This is a genomic window from Aeromonas sp. s13 (assembly GCF_040907905.1).
Taxonomy (GTDB): Bacteria; Pseudomonadota; Gammaproteobacteria; order Enterobacterales; family Aeromonadaceae; genus Aeromonas; species Aeromonas veronii.
Genome location: NZ_JBFOCS010000066.1, coordinates 1 through 19,569, shown reverse-complemented (window position 1 = coordinate 19,569; position 19,569 = coordinate 1). Strand labels below are relative to the sequence as shown.

The following is a 19,569-nucleotide window of genomic DNA, read 5'->3' as shown; positions in this document are numbered from 1 at the left end:
CCCGCGTCTGTAGCCCGTCATCCTTGGTATTCTCCCTCTGCTTTGGGTTATGCTTGCCCGCTTAAATTGCAGAAGCGGGATCTTCATCCATAGCTGTGGCCCGATCGCCGCTGCTACCATGAGGCGACATGGATGATGCCGGGCATACGGAAAGGCGCATGAAACTCACTACACAGCTTGTCTCATTTATCACCCTTTGCGTGATCGCAGCCATGGCGACCGTGCTGATTGGCGGGGTGTTCAGCTTTCGCGAGCTGGGCATGGAGTTGCAGCAAAAGAAGGTGGATGCGCTGGTCGAGGTGATCGACAAGCAGCTCGATGTTGCTCACGACATGGAAGATATGAGCCACTGGCTGCCCACTCTGCTGCGGGCTGCCCATGTGGTCGAGCTGGAGGTGCGCCAGAATAACCAGCGGGTCTACTGGTTCCGCGATGTGCGCAATCCGGTCGACGAACAGCTGCTGGTGCCATACAGCCACCCGCTTCCCCATCAGGCCGGCATGCAGGCCAACTTCAAACTGGAGCGCCCCTTCAAGGAGGCGGAATACTCCATCAAGGCGATGTCTGGCATCTCGCTGGGCATCTTTATCGTGGTGTTCGGTCTCTGGTACTCCATCCGCTGGCTGCGCCAGCAGTTGCGCGGGGCCGAGCTGCTGGGCATTCGCGCCCAGCTGATCCTCGATGACAAGCTCTCCAAACTGAGTCATGACCCCGCCGAAGAGTGGCCGGTGGCCGCCAGTCAGGCCCTCGATCATCTGCTCGCCGAGCTGGCGGATGCCCGCAAGGAGCGCAGCCGCTTCGACAACTTCATTCGCAGTAACGCCTTCGTCGACAAGATGACCGGCATCGGCAACCGGCTGTTTTTCGACAACCGGCTGGAGAGCGCCATCATGGAGGCGAGTGTGATGAGCGGCGGCGTGCTGCTGATCGATCTCGCCTGTCTGGAGGAGCTGGAGGCCGATCAGTTCGAACTGCTGGGGCACGATTTGATGATGGAGGCGAGCGCCACCATAGGTGCCTTCGTGCGCAAGCATAACGGTGCCCTGCAGGCCCGCTACGCCGGCCAGGTCTTTGCGGTGCTGCTGCCCAATATGTCCGAGAGCGAGATGGTGGATGGCGCCAGCCAGCTGCTCAAGAGCCTGCAACGGCTGCACTGGCCGCAGGAGGTCAATCCGGAGACTGCGGTCTATCTCGGCGCCGTCTGTTATCAGGCAGAAGACAGCCTGCTCAAGGTGCAGGAGGAGGCGGAGCTGGCCCTCAAGAGCGCCCGTCTGCAGGGGCACAACGGCTGGTTCCTCTACGAGAAGCAGCTGGATGAGGAGCAGAGCAGCAAGGGCACGGTACGCTGGCGCACCCTGATCAGCCGACGTCTCGAAGAGCACGGTATCGAATTTTACACCCAGCCGATCCAGCAGGATCGGGGGCAGGTGGTGTTGCAGCAGGAGCTGCTCACCTATCTGCACGACGAGCAGGGGCGTGCCCTGCAGGCGGGGATCTTCATGCCGATGGCGGAGAAGGTGGGCTTGTTGCTGCAACTGGATCGGCTGGTGGCGGAGCAGACCCTCGCCCTGCTGCGCCAGCGCTCCGAGCAGAGCTGCCCCATCAGCCTGACCCTCAGTGCCCAGAGCCTGCTCAACCGCGAGTTCCAGCGCTGGCTCTTCTTCGCCCTATTCCAGCTGCCGCGCAGCACCAACGAGCGGTTGATCCTGCAACTCTCCGAATCCCAGGTGACCCGCCACTTCGAGGCGCTCAAGCGGCCGCTGCGCTCCTTGCGGATGCTGGGCTGCCAGCTGGCCATCGATCATGCCGGTCAGGATGTGGTGAGCACCCAGTACATCAAGGAGTTCGAGATCAACTTCCTCAAGTTGCACCCCAGCCTGGTGCGGGAGATCCATGCCCGTCAGGTCAACCAGATGGCGGTGCGCAGTCTGGTCGGGGGCTGCGCCAATACCCGCACCCGGGTTCTGGCAGTGGGGGTGGAGAGTGGTGACGAGTGGAAGATGCTACGCCACCTCGGGGTGCATGCAGGGCAGGGGCCCTGGTTTGCCGAGCCCCAGCGGCTGGTGCTGGAACCGGCTGGTGATTGAGATAAACGAGAGAGGGTCGCCTTGGGGCGACCCTTTGTTGTTTGCGATGCTGTTTGCGGTTGCCGTCAGGCGGGGATCACAGTCGCCCCTGCTCCCGCAGCCCGGCGAGCCCTTGCATGCCGCCAGTGTGGATAAAGACGATTTTGCAGCCGGGGGCGATACGGCCTGCTGCCAGCTCGCGAAACAGACCCCACATCGCCTTGCCGCTATAGATGGGCTCAAGGGGCAGATCGGTCGTGGCGCTGAAATCCTGCACCCACTGCCAGAGGGCTGGGCTGAATTTGGCATAGCCACCGTCGTGGTGATCGAGTGCGATGCGCCAGCCGGGGATATTGGCAGCCGCGGGATGGAGGCGACACACCTCGTCAGCGATAAAGCCACCTCCTTTCAGTACCGCAATGGCGAGGATCTGCTCCCGATCCCGTTTGCCAGCGATCAGGCCCGCCAGAGTGCCGCCGCTGGCGCAGGGCAGTACCCAGAGATCCGGCGAGAAGGGCACTTCGCCGACCAGTTCCGCCACACCGGGGATGGCCAGCGGGCTGCTACCCCCTTCCGGCACGATCAGGGTATCGGGTGCATCGAATTGGGCCAGCCAGTCGGGATCCTGCCGTCGCCGGTAACTCTGGCGGTCGACAAAAACGAGATCCATGCCCCAGCGCTGGGCATCCCGCAGGGTAGAGTTACTGACGGCGTCATATTCGCCCCGTATGATACCGGTAGTACGAAGACCAGATTGGCACCCCGCTGCCGCCAGCGCGTGGATATGATTGGAGTAGGCGCCGCCAAACGAGAGCAGATGCCGTTTGCCGTGCTCTTTGGCATGCAGCAGGTGGTACTTTAGCTTGCGCCACTTGTTGCCGGAGATGGCCGGATGGATCAGATCATCCCGCTTGCACCACAGCTCGACGCCATAGCGGGTCAGCAACGGATGGTGGAGGCGTTGCAGGGGGGAAGGGAGGATGGCTTGACCCTCTGATTCGGCGGAAAGGCTGGCTTGCAATGGTGAGTCCGTCTTTTAATCTGGAGGCTAATCTGCTGTTTATGTTAATATTTCATACATTTAATCACTATTGATGGGCGGGCTTACATGAAACAACTGTTCAGACGGTCGACGCCAAGCCGCCAGGTCGGGCTCTTGCTGGCCAATGACAGGATCATGCTGGCTGCGGTGGGCAATCCCCCCGTCTTCGCGACGCGCACCATCAACGGCCCACAGGAGTGGGCAGTGGCCATGAACGAGCTGTTCAGCCGTCATGGGCTGGCCAAGTCTACGGTGCGGGTGGCCCTCGCCGCCAGCCTTTATCAACAGATCCAGATCGACAAGCCTGCCGTGCCTGACGCCGAGATGGCGGGGGCTCTCCCCTGGGCCATCAAGGATTATGTCAGCGAACCCGTGCTGCAACTGGCGATGGATTATGTGGACTTGCCCACCCCGCCTGCCGGTCGCCCGCGCATCAATGTGATCTGCCTGCCCAAGAGCCGGGTGCAGCAGCTGGCCGATGCCATCAACGGCATCGCGACCCTGCAATCCATCATCAGCGACGAATTGGCGCTGACCTCTCTCTATGACGCTGACGAGACGGTGCGCATGCTGCTGTGGCAGCCCAAGGGGCACGATCTGCAACTGCTGGTCTTCCATCAGGGCGGGCTCTGCTTCTCCCGCCAGCTGCGCGGTTTCACCAGCCTGACTGGCGAACATGAGCCGGACAGTATGCTGCTCGATTCACTGGCGCTGGAGATCCAGCGCTCCCTCGACTATCTGGCGGGCCAGCTGAAATTGCCCGAGCTGGGGCAGATGCAGTTTGCCGTCGCCTCGCCCTTTATCGGTACCCTGGTGCGCCACATGGAGCAGACCTTCGGCTTTGCCGTCTCCGCCATGGCCAACAAGGCGGTCCTGGCCGGCGTCGAATACCTCTCGGCCTACGCCGCCGCCATCGGGGAGGATGCGTGATGAAACGTCAGATAAACCTCTATGGCGCCGAGTTTCGCCCCAAGCGGCAGTGGGCCAGCCTCAATCAGATGGCGCTGGTATGGGGCTTTGCGCTGCTGCTGATCCTGTTGACGGGTGTCGGTTACAGCTGGCAGCAGCAGCAGGTCAGCCGGGCGCTGGCGCAGCGCTCTGCCGAGCTGGAACTCAAGCGCAGCGAGGCGCAGCGGCTCGATGCCGAGCTGGCGCGCCATCAGGCAGATCCCCGGCTGCAACAGCAACTGGTCAACAAGCAGGATGAGCTGACGGCCAAGCAGGGGCTGATGCGCCAGCTGGGCAGCCTGACCCTGCAAAAATCCCAGGGCTATGCCAGCGTGATGGCGGATCTCTCCCGCATACGCAGCAGCAACCTGTCGTTGCAGCGCATCGAGATCAACGAAGGGCGGATCAACCTCTCCGGCTTTGCTGGACGCAGTCAGGATGTACCGGCCTGGGTCAATCGCTTCAAGCAGACCCCGAGTCTGGTGGGCAAGGAGTTTGGTGAACTGACCCTTGGCCGTGACAAGGAGGGCCGTCTGACCTTCCAGTTGAGCGGCATTGCGCGGGAGAAACCCTGATGAACCTGAAAGCACAATGGCAGGCATGGGGCCAGCGTATCGCCGTGTTGAGCCAGCGGGAGCGGGTGTTGATCCTGCTGACCGGTCTGGTGCTGCTGGGCGCGGCCGGACTCTACGGCTGGCTCGATGGCGCTGATACCCGCCTGCAGCAGGATCGCATGGCCCTGAGTGCCGCCGAGCGTGACCTCGAGATCATGGAGCTGGAAAACCTCGGCAAGCAGGCCCGGCTCAAGCGGGATCCCAATCAGGGAGTTCGCGACCAGCTGGCGCAGGTCGAAGCGGATCTGGCCCGGATCGACGATGAGCTGAAGGCACAGACCGTCGATCTGATCCCGGCGCACGAGATGCCGCTGGTGCTGGAGGCGCTGCTCTCCCGCTCCGCCAACCTTCACATGCTGGCCCTCAGTTCGCTGGAGCCGACCCCGCTGATGGCGGGAGAGCAGAAGGTCAATCTCTACAAGCATGGTATCCGGCTTCAGCTGGAAGGCGGCTATTTCGATGTGTATCAATATCTTAAAGCGCTGGAAGCCTTGCCGCGTCACTTCTACTGGAAGCAGTTCGACTATCAGGTCAAAGCCTATCCCGGCGCGGTGGTGGAGATGGAGATCTACACCCTGAGTACCAGCAAGGAGTTTATCCGTGGCTAGAGTATTTGCGTTGTGCTGTTGCCTGTTCAGCTTGCAGGCACAGGCGGAGCAGGTCGAGGTATTGCAGGATCCCACCGCGCCGCTGGCTGATGTGGCGGTTGGCGCCCGTGCGACCAGCGAGAGCAGCGCCGGTTTGCCGAAGCTGCAGAGTGTGGTGCTGGGCAATGGCCCGGCACTGGCGGTACTCAATGGCAAGAGTTATCGGGTCGGACAACAGGTGGACGGCTATACGCTGGTGACCATCAATGCCGATGCCGTGGTGCTGGAAAAGGCGGGAAAACGCCATGCGGTAACACTGTTTGCCAGCAAGATCCGGGTTTGAGTCGTGCTTGCCTCTCGAGAGGTGAATCGGCTTTATCGAGTTTAATTGCAAGTCAGGGTGCCCTAATTACATGAAAAAACACCGTCTCTGTCTGATCACCGTGGCCATGATGGCTGCAGGCTGTACCACGTATCAGCACCCCGAGCCGACCCAGGCCAAGGATGCTCTCAAACAGGCCATGAACGAACAGCAGAAACAGGCTGCCCCTCTGACCGCGTTGCCCAAATCGGTGCAAAGTGAATTGCTGCAGTTGAACCGGCCGCAGATGCCGGTCGGCATGCCGGAGAAGCGGCTGCGTATCGCGGCTCACGACGTGGAGGCGGTAGAGTTTTTCGGTTCCCTGTTCAAGGGCTCCCGCTACAGCGTGGCGGTTCACCCCGGGGTGGCCGGGCTGGTCTCCGTCGAGCTCAAGGATGTGACTCTGCCAGAGGTGCTGGCGGTGGTGGGCGATATGTACGGCTTCGACGTGCAGCGCAAGGGCAATGTCTTCCATATCTATCCGGCGGGTCTGCGTACCGAAACCATCCCGGTCAACTACCTGATGATGTCCCGCCGTGGCCTCTCGCGCACCTCGGTCAGCACAGGCGGGGTGACGGCCAATGACAGCAATAACAGCAGCGACAGCAGTTTTGACAGTGCATCTAACAACAACAGCGGCAGCAACAGCTCAACCAGCAACAACTCGAGCGGTGACAATAACAACGGCACCCGTATCGAAACCGACACCAACAGCGACTACTGGACCGATCTGCGCGACTCCCTGCAGACCCTGATTGGCACGGGTGACGGTCGCGCCGTGATCACCAGCCCGCAGGCGGGTCTGGTCACCATCCGCGCCTATCCGAAAGAGCTCAAGGCTGTGCGTGAATTTCTGACTCAGTCCGAGAGTCACCTCAAGCGGCAGGTGGTGCTGGAGGCGCGGATCATCGAAGTTGCCCTCAATGAAGGGTATGAGCAGGGGGTGGACTGGAGCGGTCTCTCCGCCAGCTGGGATGGCAACAAGGGGATTACCGGTGGCCAGTCGCTTGCCAATACTCAGCTGCCCAGCACCCCCAACCAGATCTTCAGTGCGCTGGGGGGCGGTGCAGGCTTCAAGATCTCTGATGGCAACTTCAATGTGGCGGTCAACCTGCTCAAGACCCAGGGCGATGTGAATACCCTCTCCAGTCCCCGTGTCACCGCGACCAACAACCAGAAAGCGGTGATCAAGGTGGGGACGGACGAGTATTACGTCACCAATGCGTCAACCACCATTACCACTACCTCGACGGGCACAGACAAGACGCCTAACGTGGAGCTGACCCCCTTCTTCTCCGGTATTGCGCTGGACGTAACGCCGCAGATCGATGAAGAGGGCAAGGTGCTGCTGCATATCCATCCCTCGGTTATCGATACCGAAGAGCAAAACAAGGTAATCGACATGGGTACCTCGGGTGGCAAGTTGCAACTGCCGCTCGCCAAGAGCTCGATCCGCGAGTCGGATACCGTGGTGCAGGCCAATAACGGTGACATCATCGTTATCGGCGGCCTGATGAAGACCGACAAGCAGGAGATCGTCAGCAAGGTGCCGCTGCTGGGGGATATTCCCTGGGTGGGTGAAGCCTTTACCAACCGCCGCGAGAGCACCAAGAAGGTGGAGCTGGTGATCATGCTCAAACCGACCGTGGTGGAGAAAGATACCTGGCAAAACGAGCTGCAACGCTCCTCCGAGCTGCTCGACAAGTGGTATCCGGCCAAGGGCTGACCCATGACACCAGATGCGGTCACCCTTATCCCGAACGGCCTGTACTGCCTTGCCAGCACAGGCGGCTTGCTTGTCGTGGCAGGTGAGGTCCCATGTATCTGACCCACTTCGGCCTGCAGGAGGCGCCGTTCAGCCTCACCCCCAATACCGGCTTCTACTACGGCCTGCCGCCTCACGAAGAGGCGCTGCAGGTGCTCAACTGGGCGCTGGCGCAGGGGGAGGGCTTTATCAAGGTGACCGGCGAGGTGGGTACAGGCAAGACCCTGCTCTGCCGCAAGCTGCTCAGCGAGCTGGGTTCGGAAGCCCGTCCGGTGCGGCTTGCCTGGTTGCCCAATCCCCATCTCACTCCGGCCGAGCTGCGTATCGCGCTGGCGCTGGAGCTGGGGTTGGCGGTACGGGATCAGAGCGAGCTGGATCTGACCGATCGCATCCATCGTCACCTGATCAGCCTGCACCAGCAGGGCAGCCGGGTGGTGGTGCTGATCGACGAGGCGCAAGCGCTGCCGGACGAGACGCTGGAGGCGATCCGCCTGTTCGGCAATCTCGAGACCGAATCCAGCAAGCTGCTGCAGATCGTGCTGTTCGGCCAGCCGGAGCTGGATACCAGACTGGGCAAGCCGCATCTGCGCCAACTGCGCCAGCGGATTGGCTTCTCCTACTGCCTGCGGCCGCTGCGTTTTGACGAGACCCGCGCCTATCTGGAGCACAGATTGCAGGTCTCCGGTTACCGCGGGGCACCGCTGTTTGCAGGTCGAGCCATGCGCCTGTTGTGGCGCGCATCGCGAGGGATCCCGAGACTGATCAATATCCTGGCGCAGAAGTGCCTGATGCTGGCCTATGGTCAGGGTGTGCGTCAGGTCGACAGTCGTCTGGTCCGGCTTGCCGTTCGCGATACCGACGATGCGAGCCGCTTTGCGCCACGGCGCTGGTGGCCCCTGTTACTGTTGCTGGGGTGCGCCCTGGCTTATGGAGTCTGGCCATGAGCGTTATCAACCAGATGCTGAAAGATCTGGACCGGCGCCAGCAAGGATCCGAAGGTGCTGCTGTCTATATTGCCCCTGCGCGCCAGCAGGGATGGTGGATGTTGCTGCTGACCCTGATCTGCGGTCTGGCACTGGGGATCCTTGGTTGGCGAACCTGGATCTATTGGCAGCAGACCCATACCGTGACGGCTGCCAGTGAAGTGCTAGCTCCCGATGCGGTGACTCCCGATGTGGTGGCAAGGGCCGCCGCGCCAGTCAGCCAGCCCGAGCCGGTCGAGGTGGCGGCCGCGCTGCCGTTGCCAAGTCAGGATGAGGTGAATGATGAGGCAGGCGAGAATGACTCGGACAGCATAGCCGACGGTGCGCCCTTTGATGCCTCCAGCGATGTTGACGAGTCCGAGCCGACCGATGAAGAGCTGCAGCCCGAGCTTTACGCCGAACTGGCGGCAGAGCAGCAGGCAGTCGCCAGCGCGCCGCGCAAGCCGAGCGTATTGAAGATCGAGACGGTCGAGCTGTCGGCCAAGGAGCTGGCGGCACTGGCGGAGCGCAAGGCGACGACCGCCATGGCCAAGGGAAGCCTGCGGGATGCGCAGGACAACTACTATCAGGTGCTGGCCCACGACCCCTATAACCAAGGGGCGCGCGAGCAGCTGGCGGGGCTGCTCTACGGCGAGGGCCGCCTGACCGAGGCGCGTCAGCTGCTGGAAGAGGGGATCCGGCTCGATCCCCAGCAGGCCGATTTTCGTCTGCTACTGGCCCGCCTTGCCATCAGCGAGGGGCAGCAGCAGCAGGCGCTTGGCTGGCTGTCCGGCTATCAGCCGGATCTCGCCAGCAACATGGACTATTACGCGACCTGGGCCGGGCTGACTCAGGAGCTGGGCCAGAATGCCGATGCTGCGGCGCTCTATGTGAAGCTGCTGCGTCAGCAGCCGGATCAGGGCCGCTGGTGGCTTGGCCTCGGCGTGGCCGAGGATGGTCAGGGTCACAGCCAGCGGGCGCTCGATGCCTATCGCAACGCCCTGCTGCACGGCAACCTCGGCGAGGCGTCGACCAACTGGCTGGAACAACGAATTGGCCAACTAACCCCTTGATAAACAGCAGGTTCGATTAGCAAAGCGGAATCGGATGCGGCAACGGGTGTGAAGTAACAGAGATCGGAGCAAACATGGCACAACCCAGACTGAAAATGCGCCTCGGCGACCTGCTGGTACAAGAGCAGATCATCTCTGATGATCAGCTGCAGCTTGCCCTGCAGCAGCAGCGTCAGACCGGCCGCAAGCTGGGCACCACCCTCATCGACCTCGGCTTTATCAGCGAGGTGCAGCTGTTGCAGTTTCTCGCCCGCCAGCTGGATGTGCCCTTCTTCGATCTCAACAACCTCACCATCGACGCCGCTGCGGTGCCGCTGCTGCCCGAAGTGCAGGCGCGTCGCTATCGAGCGCTGGCGGTCAACCTTACCGACGACAAGGTGACGGTAGCCATGTCGGATCCGGCGGATCTGAGCGCACTGGATGCCATCGCCGCCCTGCTCAGCCCGCGCATTATGGTGCTGGCGGTGGCGCGGGAAGGGCAGCTGCTGGAGTATTTCGACCGCCTCTATCGCCGTACCCGCGAGATTGAAAGTTTCGCCGAACAGCTGCAGGAGGAGTATCAGGACTCCGGCTTTGAGCTGGGCTCCAGCAATCTGGGGGCCAACGACGAGGGGGAGGCGACGGTGGCCAAGCTGCTGCGCTCCCTGTTCGAGGATGCGGTGCAGGTGGGGGCGTCGGATATCCACATCGAACCGGACGAGAAGGTGCTGCGCATTCGCCAGCGGATCGACGGCATCCTACACGAGAATATCCTCAACGAGGTGCGCATCGCCCAGGCGCTGGTGCTGCGCCTCAAGCTGGTGGCGGGGCTCGATATCTCCGAGAAGCGCTTGCCGCAGGATGGCCGTTTCAATATGAAGGTGCGCGGTCGCGATGTGGATGTGCGGATGTCCACTATGCCGGTGCAGTATGGCGAGTCGGTGGTGATGCGTCTGCTGGATCAATCCTCCGGCATCCTGTCGCTGACCGAGACCGGCATGCCGCCTGAGATCCTGACCCGTTTCCGTCGTCAGCTCAAACGCCCGCACGGCATGATCCTGGTGACCGGCCCGACCGGTAGCGGCAAGACAACCACCCTCTATGGCGCCCTCTCCGAGCTCAACCAGTCCAGCAACAAGATCATCACGGTAGAAGACCCGGTGGAATACCGTCTCTCCCGCGTCAATCAGGTTCAGGTCAACCCCAAGATTGGCCTCACCTTCTCCAACGTGCTGCGCTCCACCCTGCGTCAGGATCCGGACATCCTGCTGGTGGGTGAGATGCGGGACAACGAAACGGTTGAGATCGGTCTGCGTGGCGCCATCACAGGTCACCTGGTGCTGACCACCTTGCACACCAACGATGCGGTGACCAGTGCCTTGCGCCTTATCGACATGGGGGCGCCCGGCTATCTGGTGGCGAGCGCCCTGCGGGCGGTGGTCGCTCAGCGGCTGGTGCGGCGGGTATGTGAGCACTGCGTCGAGGAGAAGGCGCCCGACGAAGGGCAGGCCACCTGGCTCACCGTGCTCTCCGGCGAGGCGCCCGGCCAGCACATCTACCACAAGGGCCGGGGTTGCCAGAGCTGCAACTTTACCGGTTATTCCGGCCGGATCGGGGTCTACGAGCTGCTGGAGCTGGATCAGCCGATGATGGATGCTCTGCGCCGCAACGATGCGGAAGGGTTCGCCAAGGCGGCCCGTCAACACGAACACTACCGGCCGCTGGCCCTCACTGCCCTCGATTATGCCCGTCAGGGGATCACCTCGGTGGATGAGGTGCTGCGACTGGCCGAGGATTTGGGGTAAGCGATGGCTAACTTTGCCTACAAGGGGCGTGACAGCCAGGGCAACGCCACCAGTGGCGTGGTCGAAGCGGCCAATGAGATGGCGGCCGCCGAACAGCTGATGCGCCGTGGCGTGATGCCCACCGAGCTCAAACCGGGCAAGGCCAAATCCGCTGCCATCGACTGGTCATTGTTGCTGGAAGGGGGCGTCAAGCTGGATGAGCTGGTGATCTTCAGTCGCCAGATGTATGCCCTGACCCGGGCGGGGATCCCGATCCTGCGTGCCATCGCCGGGCTGGAGGAGAGCACTCACAGCAAGCCGCTCAAGCGGGCGCTTCACTCGCTGGGGGAAGATCTCGGCAACGGTCGTCCGCTGTCGAGCTCGATGCAGGCGCACCCCAAGGTATTCAGCAGCCTGTTTGTCGCCATCATCCATGTGGGTGAGAACACAGGTCAGCTGGAAGAGGCCTTTTTGCAGCTCGCCAACTATTTCGAGCTGGAGCTGGAGACCCGCAAGCGGATCAAGACCGCCATGCGCTACCCCAGCTTCGTGATGATCGCCATTGGTATCGCCATGGTGATCCTCAATATCATGGTGATTCCGGTGTTTGCCGGCATGTTCGCCAAATTCGGGGTGGAGTTGCCGCTGGCGACCCGCATTCTGCTCGCCACCTCGCACTTTTTTGTCAACTACTGGTGGCTGCTGCTCGCTATTCTGGCGGGGATGGTGTTCGGTTGGCGCCGCTGGGTTGCCACCACCAAGGGCAAGCTGATCTGGCACCGTTGGCAGCTCAAGTTGCCGATCGTCGGCACCATCATAGAGCGCTCCCTGCTGGCCCGTTTTGCCCGCAGTTTTTCCATGATGCTCAAAGCCGGGGTGCCGCTGAACACGGCGCTGACCCTGGTGGCCGATGCGGTGGATAACGCCTATATGGCGGGGCGAGTGCGGGATATGCGCGTCGGTATCGAGCGGGGCGAGAGCCTGCTTCGCACCGCCAGCAGCAGCGGCCTGTTCACCCCGCTGGTGATGCAGATGATCGCCGTGGGTGAGGAGACCGGTCAGGTCGATGACTTGCTGCACGAAGCGGCCGAGTATTACGAGCGGGAGGTGGATTATGACCTCAAGAGTCTCACCGCTCGGATCGAGCCGATCCTGATCGGGATCGTGGCGGTGATGGTACTGATCCTGGCACTGGGTATCTTCACCCCCATGTGGGACATGATGCGCGCGGTTCGCGGCAAGTAACTCGGCATCTTCACGCTTGAGTGGTGGGAGATGATGCGCGCGGTTCGTGGTAAGTCGCCTGCCTGTACAAGCGATCTTCACTTCTGGATGGCGGGCATGATGCGGGCCGTTTGTGGCAAGTGATCGGTGGAGTCGAGGGGTGGATGAGCAGACAGACGGAGCAGGATGATCGCTGGCTGACGGGATATCGGCGGATCGCCGTGATCATCCTGCTGATGGTGATTGTGGCGACCCTGGTGCGCAGCTATCAGGGCCACCGGGAAGAGGCGCAGCAGCTCACTCTCACCTTGCTGGGGGAGCAATTTGCCGAGCGGGCACAGCGTTTGCACGGCATTTGGCTCGATGAGCGGCGCCCGCAGACACTGCATGTCGCCGGCAAGGGGTGGCAGTTTGATGCCCGAGGGTGGCCCTTGGGGCTGGTGCCGCTGCAATCTCCTTCGGAAAATTGCCGTCAGTTGTGGCTGGTACTGATGGGGGAGACGAAGGGGGGCATGCCTCCCCTGCAGGTTCTGGCCCGCCCCGATGGCAATGGCTGCGAGATGGGGTGGGATGGTTATTGGCTGGTTTATCAGTTTTCTGACGGGCGGGTGATGAAAAAGCCTTGAATGAAACTAATCATATGACCCAACTACATGATTTTTTTGGGCCTGCATGAAATAATGCGGGGCATTACGGAGGGAGCATGACAATGAAACCAATGGCACCAACAATGCCGGAAAACGAGATGAGAAGACGGTCTGCCGGCTTTTCCCTCATTGAGCTGGTGATCGTTATCGTGATCCTGGGGATCCTGGCGGTGACTGCACTGCCGCGCTTTCTCGATGTGACTGACGAAGCGAAAAAGGCTAGCGTGGAGGGGGTCTCTGGCGGTTTTGCTACCGGCGTTTCACTGGTGCGGGCGCAATGGGAGGCGGAAGGTCGCGCCAAACAGGATAGCCTCAATACCGTGCTTTATGACGGTAGTCGCTTCTATCTGACCACACCGACCGAGACCCAGATCAGTAACGGCGAGCTGTCGCCCGGCTATCCGATGGATACCATTGCAAGCGGTAATCCCGATGTGGATCCGGCCAATCTGACCGCCGAACGTTGTCTCAATATTTGGGAGGGGTTACTGCAAAACCCGCCCAAGGCTACGGCCAGCTTCAATGAAGTGCGCGGTAGCGGCAATGACCTGAAATACTATGCCACAGTAAGCAGTAATGGACTGGATTCGGTCTGCCGTTACTATTTGGTCAATAGTTTGAGTAAGGGCAGTGATGGCAAGTATCAGGATCCGCAAGGCAAGACTGATGCATTTATGAGTTTCAGTTACCGTCCGGCGTCCGGTCAGGTGACCACCAATATTAACTGACAGAGGAAAGTGAAATGAAAAAACAGGCGGGTTTTACCCTGATCGAACTGGTTATCGTGATCATCATTCTGGGTATTCTGGCGGTCACCGCTGCACCCAAGTTCCTGAATCTGCAGGATGATGCCAAGAAGGCCGCTGCAGATGGTGTACTTTCGGGTATCAGTAGTGCAATGCAACTGGTTTACAGTAAATCTGCTCTTGAAGGGGAAGAGAAGGCTGAGAAAACAGATAATCCAGCGCCTTCAGTAGAATCTGCAGGGGGAGTTGTCGCCACTCACTTTGGGTATCCGACTGCAGCCTCGGCTGGCATTGAAAAGGCAATTAGCCTTGATGGAGCTTGGAAAGGTGAGATTCTTGATGATAAATCTACACCACCTACCTATCAATTCTATTCAACAGATAAGGATGGTAATGCAGTTAATAGTTCCCCTTGTGTAATCTACACCGAGGCCAGTAGTGCAACGGCTGCTGCCATGGTCAAAAAAGGTGAGGTTACTGGCGGTAAGTGTGCTTAAGCGGTTGGTCAAAAGCGAGGCTTAAGCCTCGCTTTTACTATGACGGGCATGAATAATCCAAAACCTGCCACCAAAGGCTTTACCCTGATTGAACTGGTACTGGTGATCCTGTTACTCGGGATTCTGGCCGCCTTTGCCGTGCCCAAATGGCTGGGCAAAGGCGGCTTTGAAACTCAAACCGTACGTGACGAGCTGCTGACCCGCTTGCGGCTGGTGCAGACCGTCAATATGCATGAGCCCGCCAACCGCTGCACCCAGCTGGTGGTTGCCTCCCCCCATTTTGCCCACCGTACTTATGCAGCGTGTCCCGCCAGCGATGATCTGAGCAGTGGCTGGACCGACAATCTGCGCAGCCGTGGTCGGCTGGTGACCCCCTCTGCCGGTATGTCTATCTCCCTCAATAACAGCAACAACTTCGTGTTGCGCTTCGATCAGATGGGCAGACCGCTAGGCAGCTGCGCCACCGGTTGTACCTTGCTGGTGAGTGATGGTCGCGAAACCAGCCGTATCCAGATTGAGTCAGAGGGATATATCCATGAGATCCCTTAAGCGTGGTTTCACCCTGATTGAGCTGATCGTTGGCATCGTGCTGCTGGCGGTGGCCTTGACTGGCATTTTGGGGTTGCTTATCAATCAGGCGCCGCAGGCGGTAGACCCGGTGCAGCAGGTACGCGCCGCCCAGCTGGCCCAGCGCCTCTCCGGCGAGATCTTGCAAAAGTCGTTTGATGAACATTCGGATCATAACGGTGGTCGTTATCGTTGTGGCGAGCAGGTGGCAGGGGTGACGATCTCTTCCTGCTCCACCAGTTATGGCCCTGATGGCGAGCCCGCATCCTATGCCTATAACGATGTGGATGATTTCGATACCGCAGGTAACTGGGTGGATGCCAACACCCTGACTCAGACTGCGACGGGAGTCAGCAGCGAGGAGTATCGCAAATATCAGGTGAAAATTGCGGTGAGCGGAGCCGATTTCAGCGACGGCACCTTCAAGAGTTGTGCCGCACCCTGCTCTGTGGGCAAGCGTATTGATCTGCAGATCAAGCTACCGGATCAGAGCGTGCTCGACTTCTCCTTCTATCGGGGGAATTACTGATGGATCGCTCTGCTGTTGGGGGTTGCCTCTCTACCAGAATATCCGCGCCCCTAGCCAACTCCGGCGCCAGATTAAGCCCGGCGGCCAATCGAACCGACCGTAAACCTCGGGGTAACAGTGGCTTTACCCTGGTCGAGCTGGTGATGGTCATCCTGTTGCTCGGGATAATGGCGACCTTTACCAGCCAGTTTATCGGTATCGGTACCCAGATTTATGGCGATGCCAGCAGCCGTGAGCAACTGATGAGCGATGCCCGATTCGCCATGGAGCGGCTTAACCGCGAACTGCGTGATGCGGTGCCGGGCTCGGAGCGGATCGAGACGACTGGCGGGACATGGGTCGACACCGGCGCCTGTTTGCGGTTCTGGCCCATCAGCACCTCGAGCCGCTATCTGGCACTTAACCGCGCCATGTCGGGGAGCACGGCCACCCTTGAGCTGGTGATGGCGACCCCGGCTTCTGCTGCCAATCCGCTGGATGTGGATGCCACCGCCGTTAAAAAAGACGATCAGCTGATTGTATTCCCCGTGCCGGACAAAAATGTCGGTTCGCTTACTGCAGGCTGCGATTATGGCCGCTGCGTAGCCAGGGTCACGGATGTGCTGACGCCCGTATCCGGAGCGCAAACTATCCGCTATACCAGTGCCGAGAGTCTGACTGGCCTCTCTCCAGGCAGCCGGGTCTACTTTGCCAACCAGCAGGTTCGCTACTGTGTGGAAGGAAACACGCTGACCCGTGCCGCTGCCCCCATTGGTGCATCCTTACCTGCACAGGGCGTGTTGATGGCGGACTCCCTTCGTAATGGCACCTTCTATCGGGAAACCTCGGCGTTTAACGCCGAAGGGGAGTTTGGCATGCGCTTTGTGTTCGAACGCAAGGGGGAGTCGGTCACCTTCAACCACAAGATAGAGGTGTTCAATGTGCCCTGATCCACAGGCTTTCGGACGGATGCGAGGCAGTGCCTTGATGATCGCCCTGTTTGTGATTGTGGTGATGGCACTGCTGGCGGCTGCCATGGGCCGTTTTCTGGTCGATAGCGGCGAGAAAAATACCGTGGAGGTGCGCAGCGTGCGGGCCCTGCTGGCCGCCCAGAGCGGGCTGGAAGTGGCGCTTTATCGGTTGTTCCCCAAGCGCACGCTTGCCCAACCGACCCCCCCAGCGGTCTGCCTGGCAAGCAGCCCACTGAGCTTTGCCAGCAATCCAGGGCTGACCAACTGTCAGGCTGTGGTTCGTTGCGCCACGGTGCCGGTGACCTACAACGGATCTGTGACCAATGGCTATCGTCTCGAGAGTGTCGGAACCTGTGGCAGCTCGGACCTTAACAGTGCCAACCCTGATTTTGCCGTGAGCCGAACCCTGATGGTCGAAGCTTATGATGGAGGCCAGATATGAGCCAAAAAATGAAGTGTTTTTTGCTATGGCTGCTGCTTTTGGTCTCTCAGTTGGCTCGAGCAGATATTGTTTTACCTGGACAGTTTTTGATTGGTGATAATACAAGTAATGCCCTTCGTCCAACTACCTTGGTTTCGACTCGATTTTCGGCTTACATACCTGTCAACCCTATCCATTTTTATATTAGTCACCCTGTGACCTTATCCGAGCTCCGGCTTGAGAGCGCTACTGGTTTGGATGCAGGAGCTAATTTTGTTATTTGGGACAGCCTAGGAAATGTAGTGCTGAATGAGAGGGCTAATGACTATTCACGGGATAGGGTATCTCGTTATGGCGGATGGTTGCTAAACCCCGGTGAGTACAAGATGGCTGTTTGGGGTGGTTGTTTTTCAAATGGGTACTATTGGGGGGCGTATGACCCTTATTGTAGAGACTGGGATGACTTTTCATTCAAAGATATAAGGTTGGTAACCAATGGTGCTACGACAGCGTTCCATTTTATTGAACGTTCCCATATAGGTGAGAATACTGATGCTACTCGCTGGTATCCCCCCGCGCCAAACGGTACTTATATATTGTATCAATTCACGCTTAATAAGCGGTCACAATTGAATGCACTCACGTTATATAACTTGCGTGATTGGGGCGTGAATAACGGTTCACGCATGTTCATCCGTCCAGTTGGTAGTGCATATACACCATTGGTTTATTACTTCAATAGCAATGGGGATGTCAATTGGAATATAAACTATGAGCTTGCTGCTGGTAATTACGAATTATGGATCGAAACAGTAAATGCCAGAGATAGGGATGATATAAGCTGGGATGATATGATCCTGCGTTACACGCCTAAAAATGATATTCCTGTACTTGATGATTTATGTACACAGGTTTTTCCTTATCCAGCCCAAGGTCGAGAAAGTAGCGACAGAATTGACTTCTCAGGGAGTACGAATTATACGGCAGGGCAGTTATTTGGTTCTCAAGGGGGTCGCCTTGGATACGGTCCTAATGGTCAGATAAAAGGTACATCTGGTCTAAACTGTGATAATAGCGCTTGTGTTGCTGCAGGTATGGTAAATGGCTGGTCTGGCGCTCCCTCTTCCCGGTTTCCATTAAGTGCAGGTAGTAACATTTCCGTTGGTTTTGCCGAAACGCGTTTTCTCACTGCCGTAGAGGGCAATCAGTTTGGGACAATTAGCACAGCTCATCAGTCACAAATAAATATCGAGAACTCGGGTATTAGCATTAAAGTTCTTGACTTGGGAAGTGGGCGTGGTGGTAGAGATTATACGGTGAAGTTGGCCGCTGGCGATTACTGGATCGAAACATTGAAGATGAATAATGATACATCGATCATTGTTGATGGCCCGGTTCGTATATTTGTTAAAAATCTCGATATGGGATCGGCTAGCTACATTAACAGTCCTGGCTCAAATATTTCCGGTGACATCAGTAAGTTACTGATGGTTGTTTATGATAGTGCATATTTAGCCAATGGTTCAACCCTATCCGGGATGGTCTATCAAGCAGATAGCTCAGCTAAAACTATTAACTTATCTTCGGCTTCATATTTAATGGGGCGCGTGAATGGTAAATCCGTGGTGTTAGGCAATAACTCGCGCATCGATAGCCAATCTTTCCAATGTACAGCTACGGCGGTTGTTGACCATTATGAGGTTTATTATCCTTCTTCCTCATTGACGTGTGAACCCGCACAGGTTCGGCTTGCCGCGTGTCTTGATAACAGTTGTAGCCAACTTTATAAAGGTAACGCCAGTGTCAGTATGACGCCGAGCAACGGATGGAGTAGTAACCCGGTCAGCTTGGGTAGTTCAGGAACAGCTGATATCACATTATCTTCTCTGGCTGCCAAGAGTGTTGTCATTGGGTTATCAAGCGCAAATCCCTCGGCGTTATTACGTTGTTATCGCGATGGTGTGCTTGATAGCAGTTGTTCTATGAATTTTTCCGATGCTGCTCTGCAGTTTGATTTCTCCACCTTTTATGCCGGTAGTTCAACAAACTCGACGATTCGAGCCATTAAATCCAGCGATGTTGGAGCAACCAAGGTATGCGTTCCATTATTGACAGGAAATCAGACCCTGCAATTCGGCTCTACCAAGGTCGTGTCTGATACTGCCAGCAATGCAGTGCCGACGATCAATGGCAGCACAATATCGCCAAGTGGGAACGTTAACGTATCGTTCGATAGCAATGGAGTTGGCCAGTTGACGTTGCAATATCCGGATGCCGGTGTGTTGCGACTGGATACTACTTTCCTTAAGAATGATGTCACAGGCACCCTCAAGTTGACCGGTAGTGATACCGTTGCCGTGATTCCCAAAGCGATCGCACTCCAGGCTCAAGGACAGAGTGTGTGCTCGGGAAATAACGACAGTACTTATGCCACTTGTCCTATCTATCGCAAAGCGGGCGAGCCTTTTACTTTACAAGCCAGTGCAGTCAATACTCAGGATCAGTTAACCCCAGGGTTTACTACCAGTAATAAAACGCTCTCTTGGGCCCTGTTAGCGCCGACAACGGGCGTCAGCGGAGCATTTTCGCCAACCACGATCACGTTGGCGAGCGGGGTAGCAAACGTGACGGCGAATTGGTCTGAGGTCGGGGTGATCCGGTTAGGCGTCAGCAACTTTGTGCCTTATCCCGCTTATCAGGATGAATTACCCCAACTTGAGACTGTGTTGCGATGGAGCGTACCCATCGGTCGTTTTGTCCCTTGGGATTACAGTTTGAGTAATGGCTTTATCACGCCTGCCTGCAAT

At 58.4% G+C, this 19,569-nt stretch carries 19 protein-coding genes; 18 read left to right on the top strand and 1 reads right to left on the bottom strand.

Annotated elements, in window-relative coordinates; translation table 11 throughout:
- Window positions 1-158 precede the first annotated feature (158 nt).
- Window positions 159-2,087, top strand: a complete 1,929-nt coding sequence (locus AB5Y82_RS12610) for an EAL domain-containing protein (protein ID WP_201910156.1) — start codon at window positions 159-161, stop codon at window positions 2,085-2,087.
- A gap of 76 nt (window positions 2,088-2,163) precedes the next feature.
- On the opposite strand, the gene AB5Y82_RS12605 is transcribed toward AB5Y82_RS12610, so the two are convergent.
- Window positions 2,164-3,087 (bottom strand): 1-aminocyclopropane-1-carboxylate deaminase/D-cysteine desulfhydrase, encoded by a 924-nt coding sequence (locus AB5Y82_RS12605; protein ID WP_368174045.1) that lies wholly within the window; start codon window positions 3,085-3,087, stop codon window positions 2,164-2,166.
- Between the two features lie 87 nt (window positions 3,088-3,174).
- On the opposite strand from AB5Y82_RS12605, the gene AB5Y82_RS12600 reads away from it, so the two are divergent.
- The 17 genes from AB5Y82_RS12600 to AB5Y82_RS12520 all read left to right on the top strand — a co-directional run.
- Complete coding sequence (locus AB5Y82_RS12600; RefSeq protein WP_110304179.1) at window positions 3,175-4,038, top strand: MSHA biogenesis protein MshI; 864 nt, start codon at window positions 3,175-3,177, stop codon at window positions 4,036-4,038.
- Window positions 4,038-4,631 carry a PilN domain-containing protein gene (locus tag AB5Y82_RS12595; RefSeq protein WP_069528443.1) on the top strand — a complete coding sequence of 198 codons (594 nt, stop codon included), beginning with the start codon at window positions 4,038-4,040 and terminating at the stop codon, window positions 4,629-4,631. Before AB5Y82_RS12600 ends, AB5Y82_RS12595 begins: the two co-directional genes overlap by 1 nt.
- The gene (locus AB5Y82_RS12590) at window positions 4,631-5,278 is read left to right on the top strand and encodes a hypothetical protein (protein WP_005340017.1); all 648 of its coding nucleotides are present in this window, start codon (window positions 4,631-4,633) and stop codon (window positions 5,276-5,278) included. Before AB5Y82_RS12595 ends, AB5Y82_RS12590 begins: the two co-directional genes overlap by 1 nt.
- Complete coding sequence (locus AB5Y82_RS12585; RefSeq protein WP_368174044.1) at window positions 5,271-5,600, top strand: MSHA biogenesis protein MshK; 330 nt, start codon at window positions 5,271-5,273, stop codon at window positions 5,598-5,600. Before AB5Y82_RS12590 ends, AB5Y82_RS12585 begins: the two co-directional genes overlap by 8 nt.
- A gap of 70 nt (window positions 5,601-5,670) precedes the next feature.
- Complete coding sequence (gene mshL / locus AB5Y82_RS12580) at window positions 5,671-7,344, top strand: pilus (MSHA type) biogenesis protein MshL (RefSeq protein WP_108613787.1); 1,674 nt, start codon at window positions 5,671-5,673, stop codon at window positions 7,342-7,344.
- A 92-nt stretch (window positions 7,345-7,436) separates the two neighbouring features.
- Window positions 7,437-8,327 carry an MSHA fimbrial biogenesis protein MshM gene (gene mshM, locus AB5Y82_RS12575; RefSeq protein WP_368174043.1) on the top strand — a complete coding sequence of 297 codons (891 nt, stop codon included), beginning with the start codon at window positions 7,437-7,439 and terminating at the stop codon, window positions 8,325-8,327.
- Window positions 8,324-9,418, top strand: coding sequence for a tetratricopeptide repeat protein (locus AB5Y82_RS12570; RefSeq protein ID WP_368174042.1), 1,095 nt, complete (start codon window positions 8,324-8,326; stop codon window positions 9,416-9,418). Before mshM ends, AB5Y82_RS12570 begins: the two co-directional genes overlap by 4 nt.
- 74 nt (window positions 9,419-9,492) lie before the next feature.
- Entirely contained in the window at window positions 9,493-11,202 is a 1,710-nt protein-coding gene (gene mshE, locus AB5Y82_RS12565) for an MSHA fimbrial ATPase MshE (protein WP_064341307.1), read from the top strand.
- 3 nt (window positions 11,203-11,205) lie between these two features.
- Window positions 11,206-12,426, top strand: a complete 1,221-nt coding sequence (locus AB5Y82_RS12560) for a type II secretion system F family protein (protein ID WP_368174041.1) — start codon at window positions 11,206-11,208, stop codon at window positions 12,424-12,426.
- A gap of 143 nt (window positions 12,427-12,569) precedes the next feature.
- Window positions 12,570-13,031, top strand: coding sequence for a hypothetical protein (locus AB5Y82_RS12555; protein WP_368174040.1), 462 nt, complete (start codon window positions 12,570-12,572; stop codon window positions 13,029-13,031).
- A 77-nt stretch (window positions 13,032-13,108) separates the two neighbouring features.
- On the top strand, window positions 13,109-13,780 hold the full coding sequence (locus AB5Y82_RS12550; protein WP_368174039.1) for a type II secretion system protein: 672 nt from the start codon (window positions 13,109-13,111) through the stop codon (window positions 13,778-13,780).
- A gap of 14 nt (window positions 13,781-13,794) precedes the next feature.
- Window positions 13,795-14,295 (top strand): prepilin-type N-terminal cleavage/methylation domain-containing protein, encoded by a 501-nt coding sequence (locus tag AB5Y82_RS12545; protein ID WP_107682229.1) that lies wholly within the window; start codon window positions 13,795-13,797, stop codon window positions 14,293-14,295.
- Between the two features lie 48 nt (window positions 14,296-14,343).
- Entirely contained in the window at window positions 14,344-14,844 is a 501-nt protein-coding gene (locus AB5Y82_RS12540) for a prepilin-type N-terminal cleavage/methylation domain-containing protein (RefSeq protein WP_368174038.1), read from the top strand.
- Window positions 14,831-15,391 carry a prepilin-type N-terminal cleavage/methylation domain-containing protein gene (locus tag AB5Y82_RS12535; protein ID WP_111900316.1) on the top strand — a complete coding sequence of 187 codons (561 nt, stop codon included), beginning with the start codon at window positions 14,831-14,833 and terminating at the stop codon, window positions 15,389-15,391. The genes AB5Y82_RS12540 and AB5Y82_RS12535 overlap by 14 nt, the downstream gene beginning before the upstream one ends.
- On the top strand, window positions 15,391-16,320 hold the full coding sequence (locus AB5Y82_RS12530) for a type II secretion system protein (protein ID WP_201296144.1): 930 nt from the start codon (window positions 15,391-15,393) through the stop codon (window positions 16,318-16,320). Before AB5Y82_RS12535 ends, AB5Y82_RS12530 begins: the two co-directional genes overlap by 1 nt.
- A gap of 37 nt (window positions 16,321-16,357) precedes the next feature.
- Window positions 16,358-16,783, top strand: a complete 426-nt coding sequence (locus tag AB5Y82_RS12525) for an MSHA biogenesis protein MshP (RefSeq protein ID WP_111900315.1) — start codon at window positions 16,358-16,360, stop codon at window positions 16,781-16,783.
- A partial coding sequence (locus AB5Y82_RS12520; protein ID WP_368174037.1) for a DUF6701 domain-containing protein occupies window positions 16,780-19,569 on the top strand: 2,790 nt, incomplete at its 3' end. The genes AB5Y82_RS12525 and AB5Y82_RS12520, both read left to right, overlap by 4 nt.

What these genes read in the sequence shown, in the direction of transcription:
- AB5Y82_RS12595 (WP_069528443.1), top strand. Translation starts at nt 4,038, where the DNA reads ATGAAACGTCAGATAAACCTCTATGGCGCCGAGTTTCGCCCCAAGCGG.
- mshM (WP_368174043.1), top strand. Translation starts at nt 7,437, where the DNA reads ATGTATCTGACCCACTTCGGCCTGCAGGAGGCGCCGTTCAGCCTCACC.
- AB5Y82_RS12530 (WP_201296144.1), top strand. Translation starts at nt 15,391, where the DNA reads ATGGATCGCTCTGCTGTTGGGGGTTGCCTCTCTACCAGAATATCCGCG.
- AB5Y82_RS12555 (WP_368174040.1), top strand. Translation starts at nt 12,570, where the DNA reads ATGAGCAGACAGACGGAGCAGGATGATCGCTGGCTGACGGGATATCGG.
- AB5Y82_RS12610 (WP_201910156.1), top strand. Translation starts at nt 159, where the DNA reads ATGAAACTCACTACACAGCTTGTCTCATTTATCACCCTTTGCGTGATC.
- AB5Y82_RS12550 (WP_368174039.1), top strand. Translation starts at nt 13,109, where the DNA reads ATGACAATGAAACCAATGGCACCAACAATGCCGGAAAACGAGATGAGA.
- AB5Y82_RS12535 (WP_111900316.1), top strand. Translation starts at nt 14,831, where the DNA reads ATGAGATCCCTTAAGCGTGGTTTCACCCTGATTGAGCTGATCGTTGGC.
- AB5Y82_RS12545 (WP_107682229.1), top strand. Translation starts at nt 13,795, where the DNA reads ATGAAAAAACAGGCGGGTTTTACCCTGATCGAACTGGTTATCGTGATC.
- AB5Y82_RS12600 (WP_110304179.1), top strand. Translation starts at nt 3,175, where the DNA reads ATGAAACAACTGTTCAGACGGTCGACGCCAAGCCGCCAGGTCGGGCTC.
- mshL (WP_108613787.1), top strand. Translation starts at nt 5,671, where the DNA reads ATGAAAAAACACCGTCTCTGTCTGATCACCGTGGCCATGATGGCTGCA.
- AB5Y82_RS12525 (WP_111900315.1), top strand. Translation starts at nt 16,358, where the DNA reads ATGATCGCCCTGTTTGTGATTGTGGTGATGGCACTGCTGGCGGCTGCC.
- AB5Y82_RS12570 (WP_368174042.1), top strand. Translation starts at nt 8,324, where the DNA reads ATGAGCGTTATCAACCAGATGCTGAAAGATCTGGACCGGCGCCAGCAA.
- AB5Y82_RS12540 (WP_368174038.1), top strand. Translation starts at nt 14,344, where the DNA reads ATGAATAATCCAAAACCTGCCACCAAAGGCTTTACCCTGATTGAACTG.
- AB5Y82_RS12560 (WP_368174041.1), top strand. Translation starts at nt 11,206, where the DNA reads ATGGCTAACTTTGCCTACAAGGGGCGTGACAGCCAGGGCAACGCCACC.
- AB5Y82_RS12590 (WP_005340017.1), top strand. Translation starts at nt 4,631, where the DNA reads ATGAACCTGAAAGCACAATGGCAGGCATGGGGCCAGCGTATCGCCGTG.
- mshE (WP_064341307.1), top strand. Translation starts at nt 9,493, where the DNA reads ATGGCACAACCCAGACTGAAAATGCGCCTCGGCGACCTGCTGGTACAA.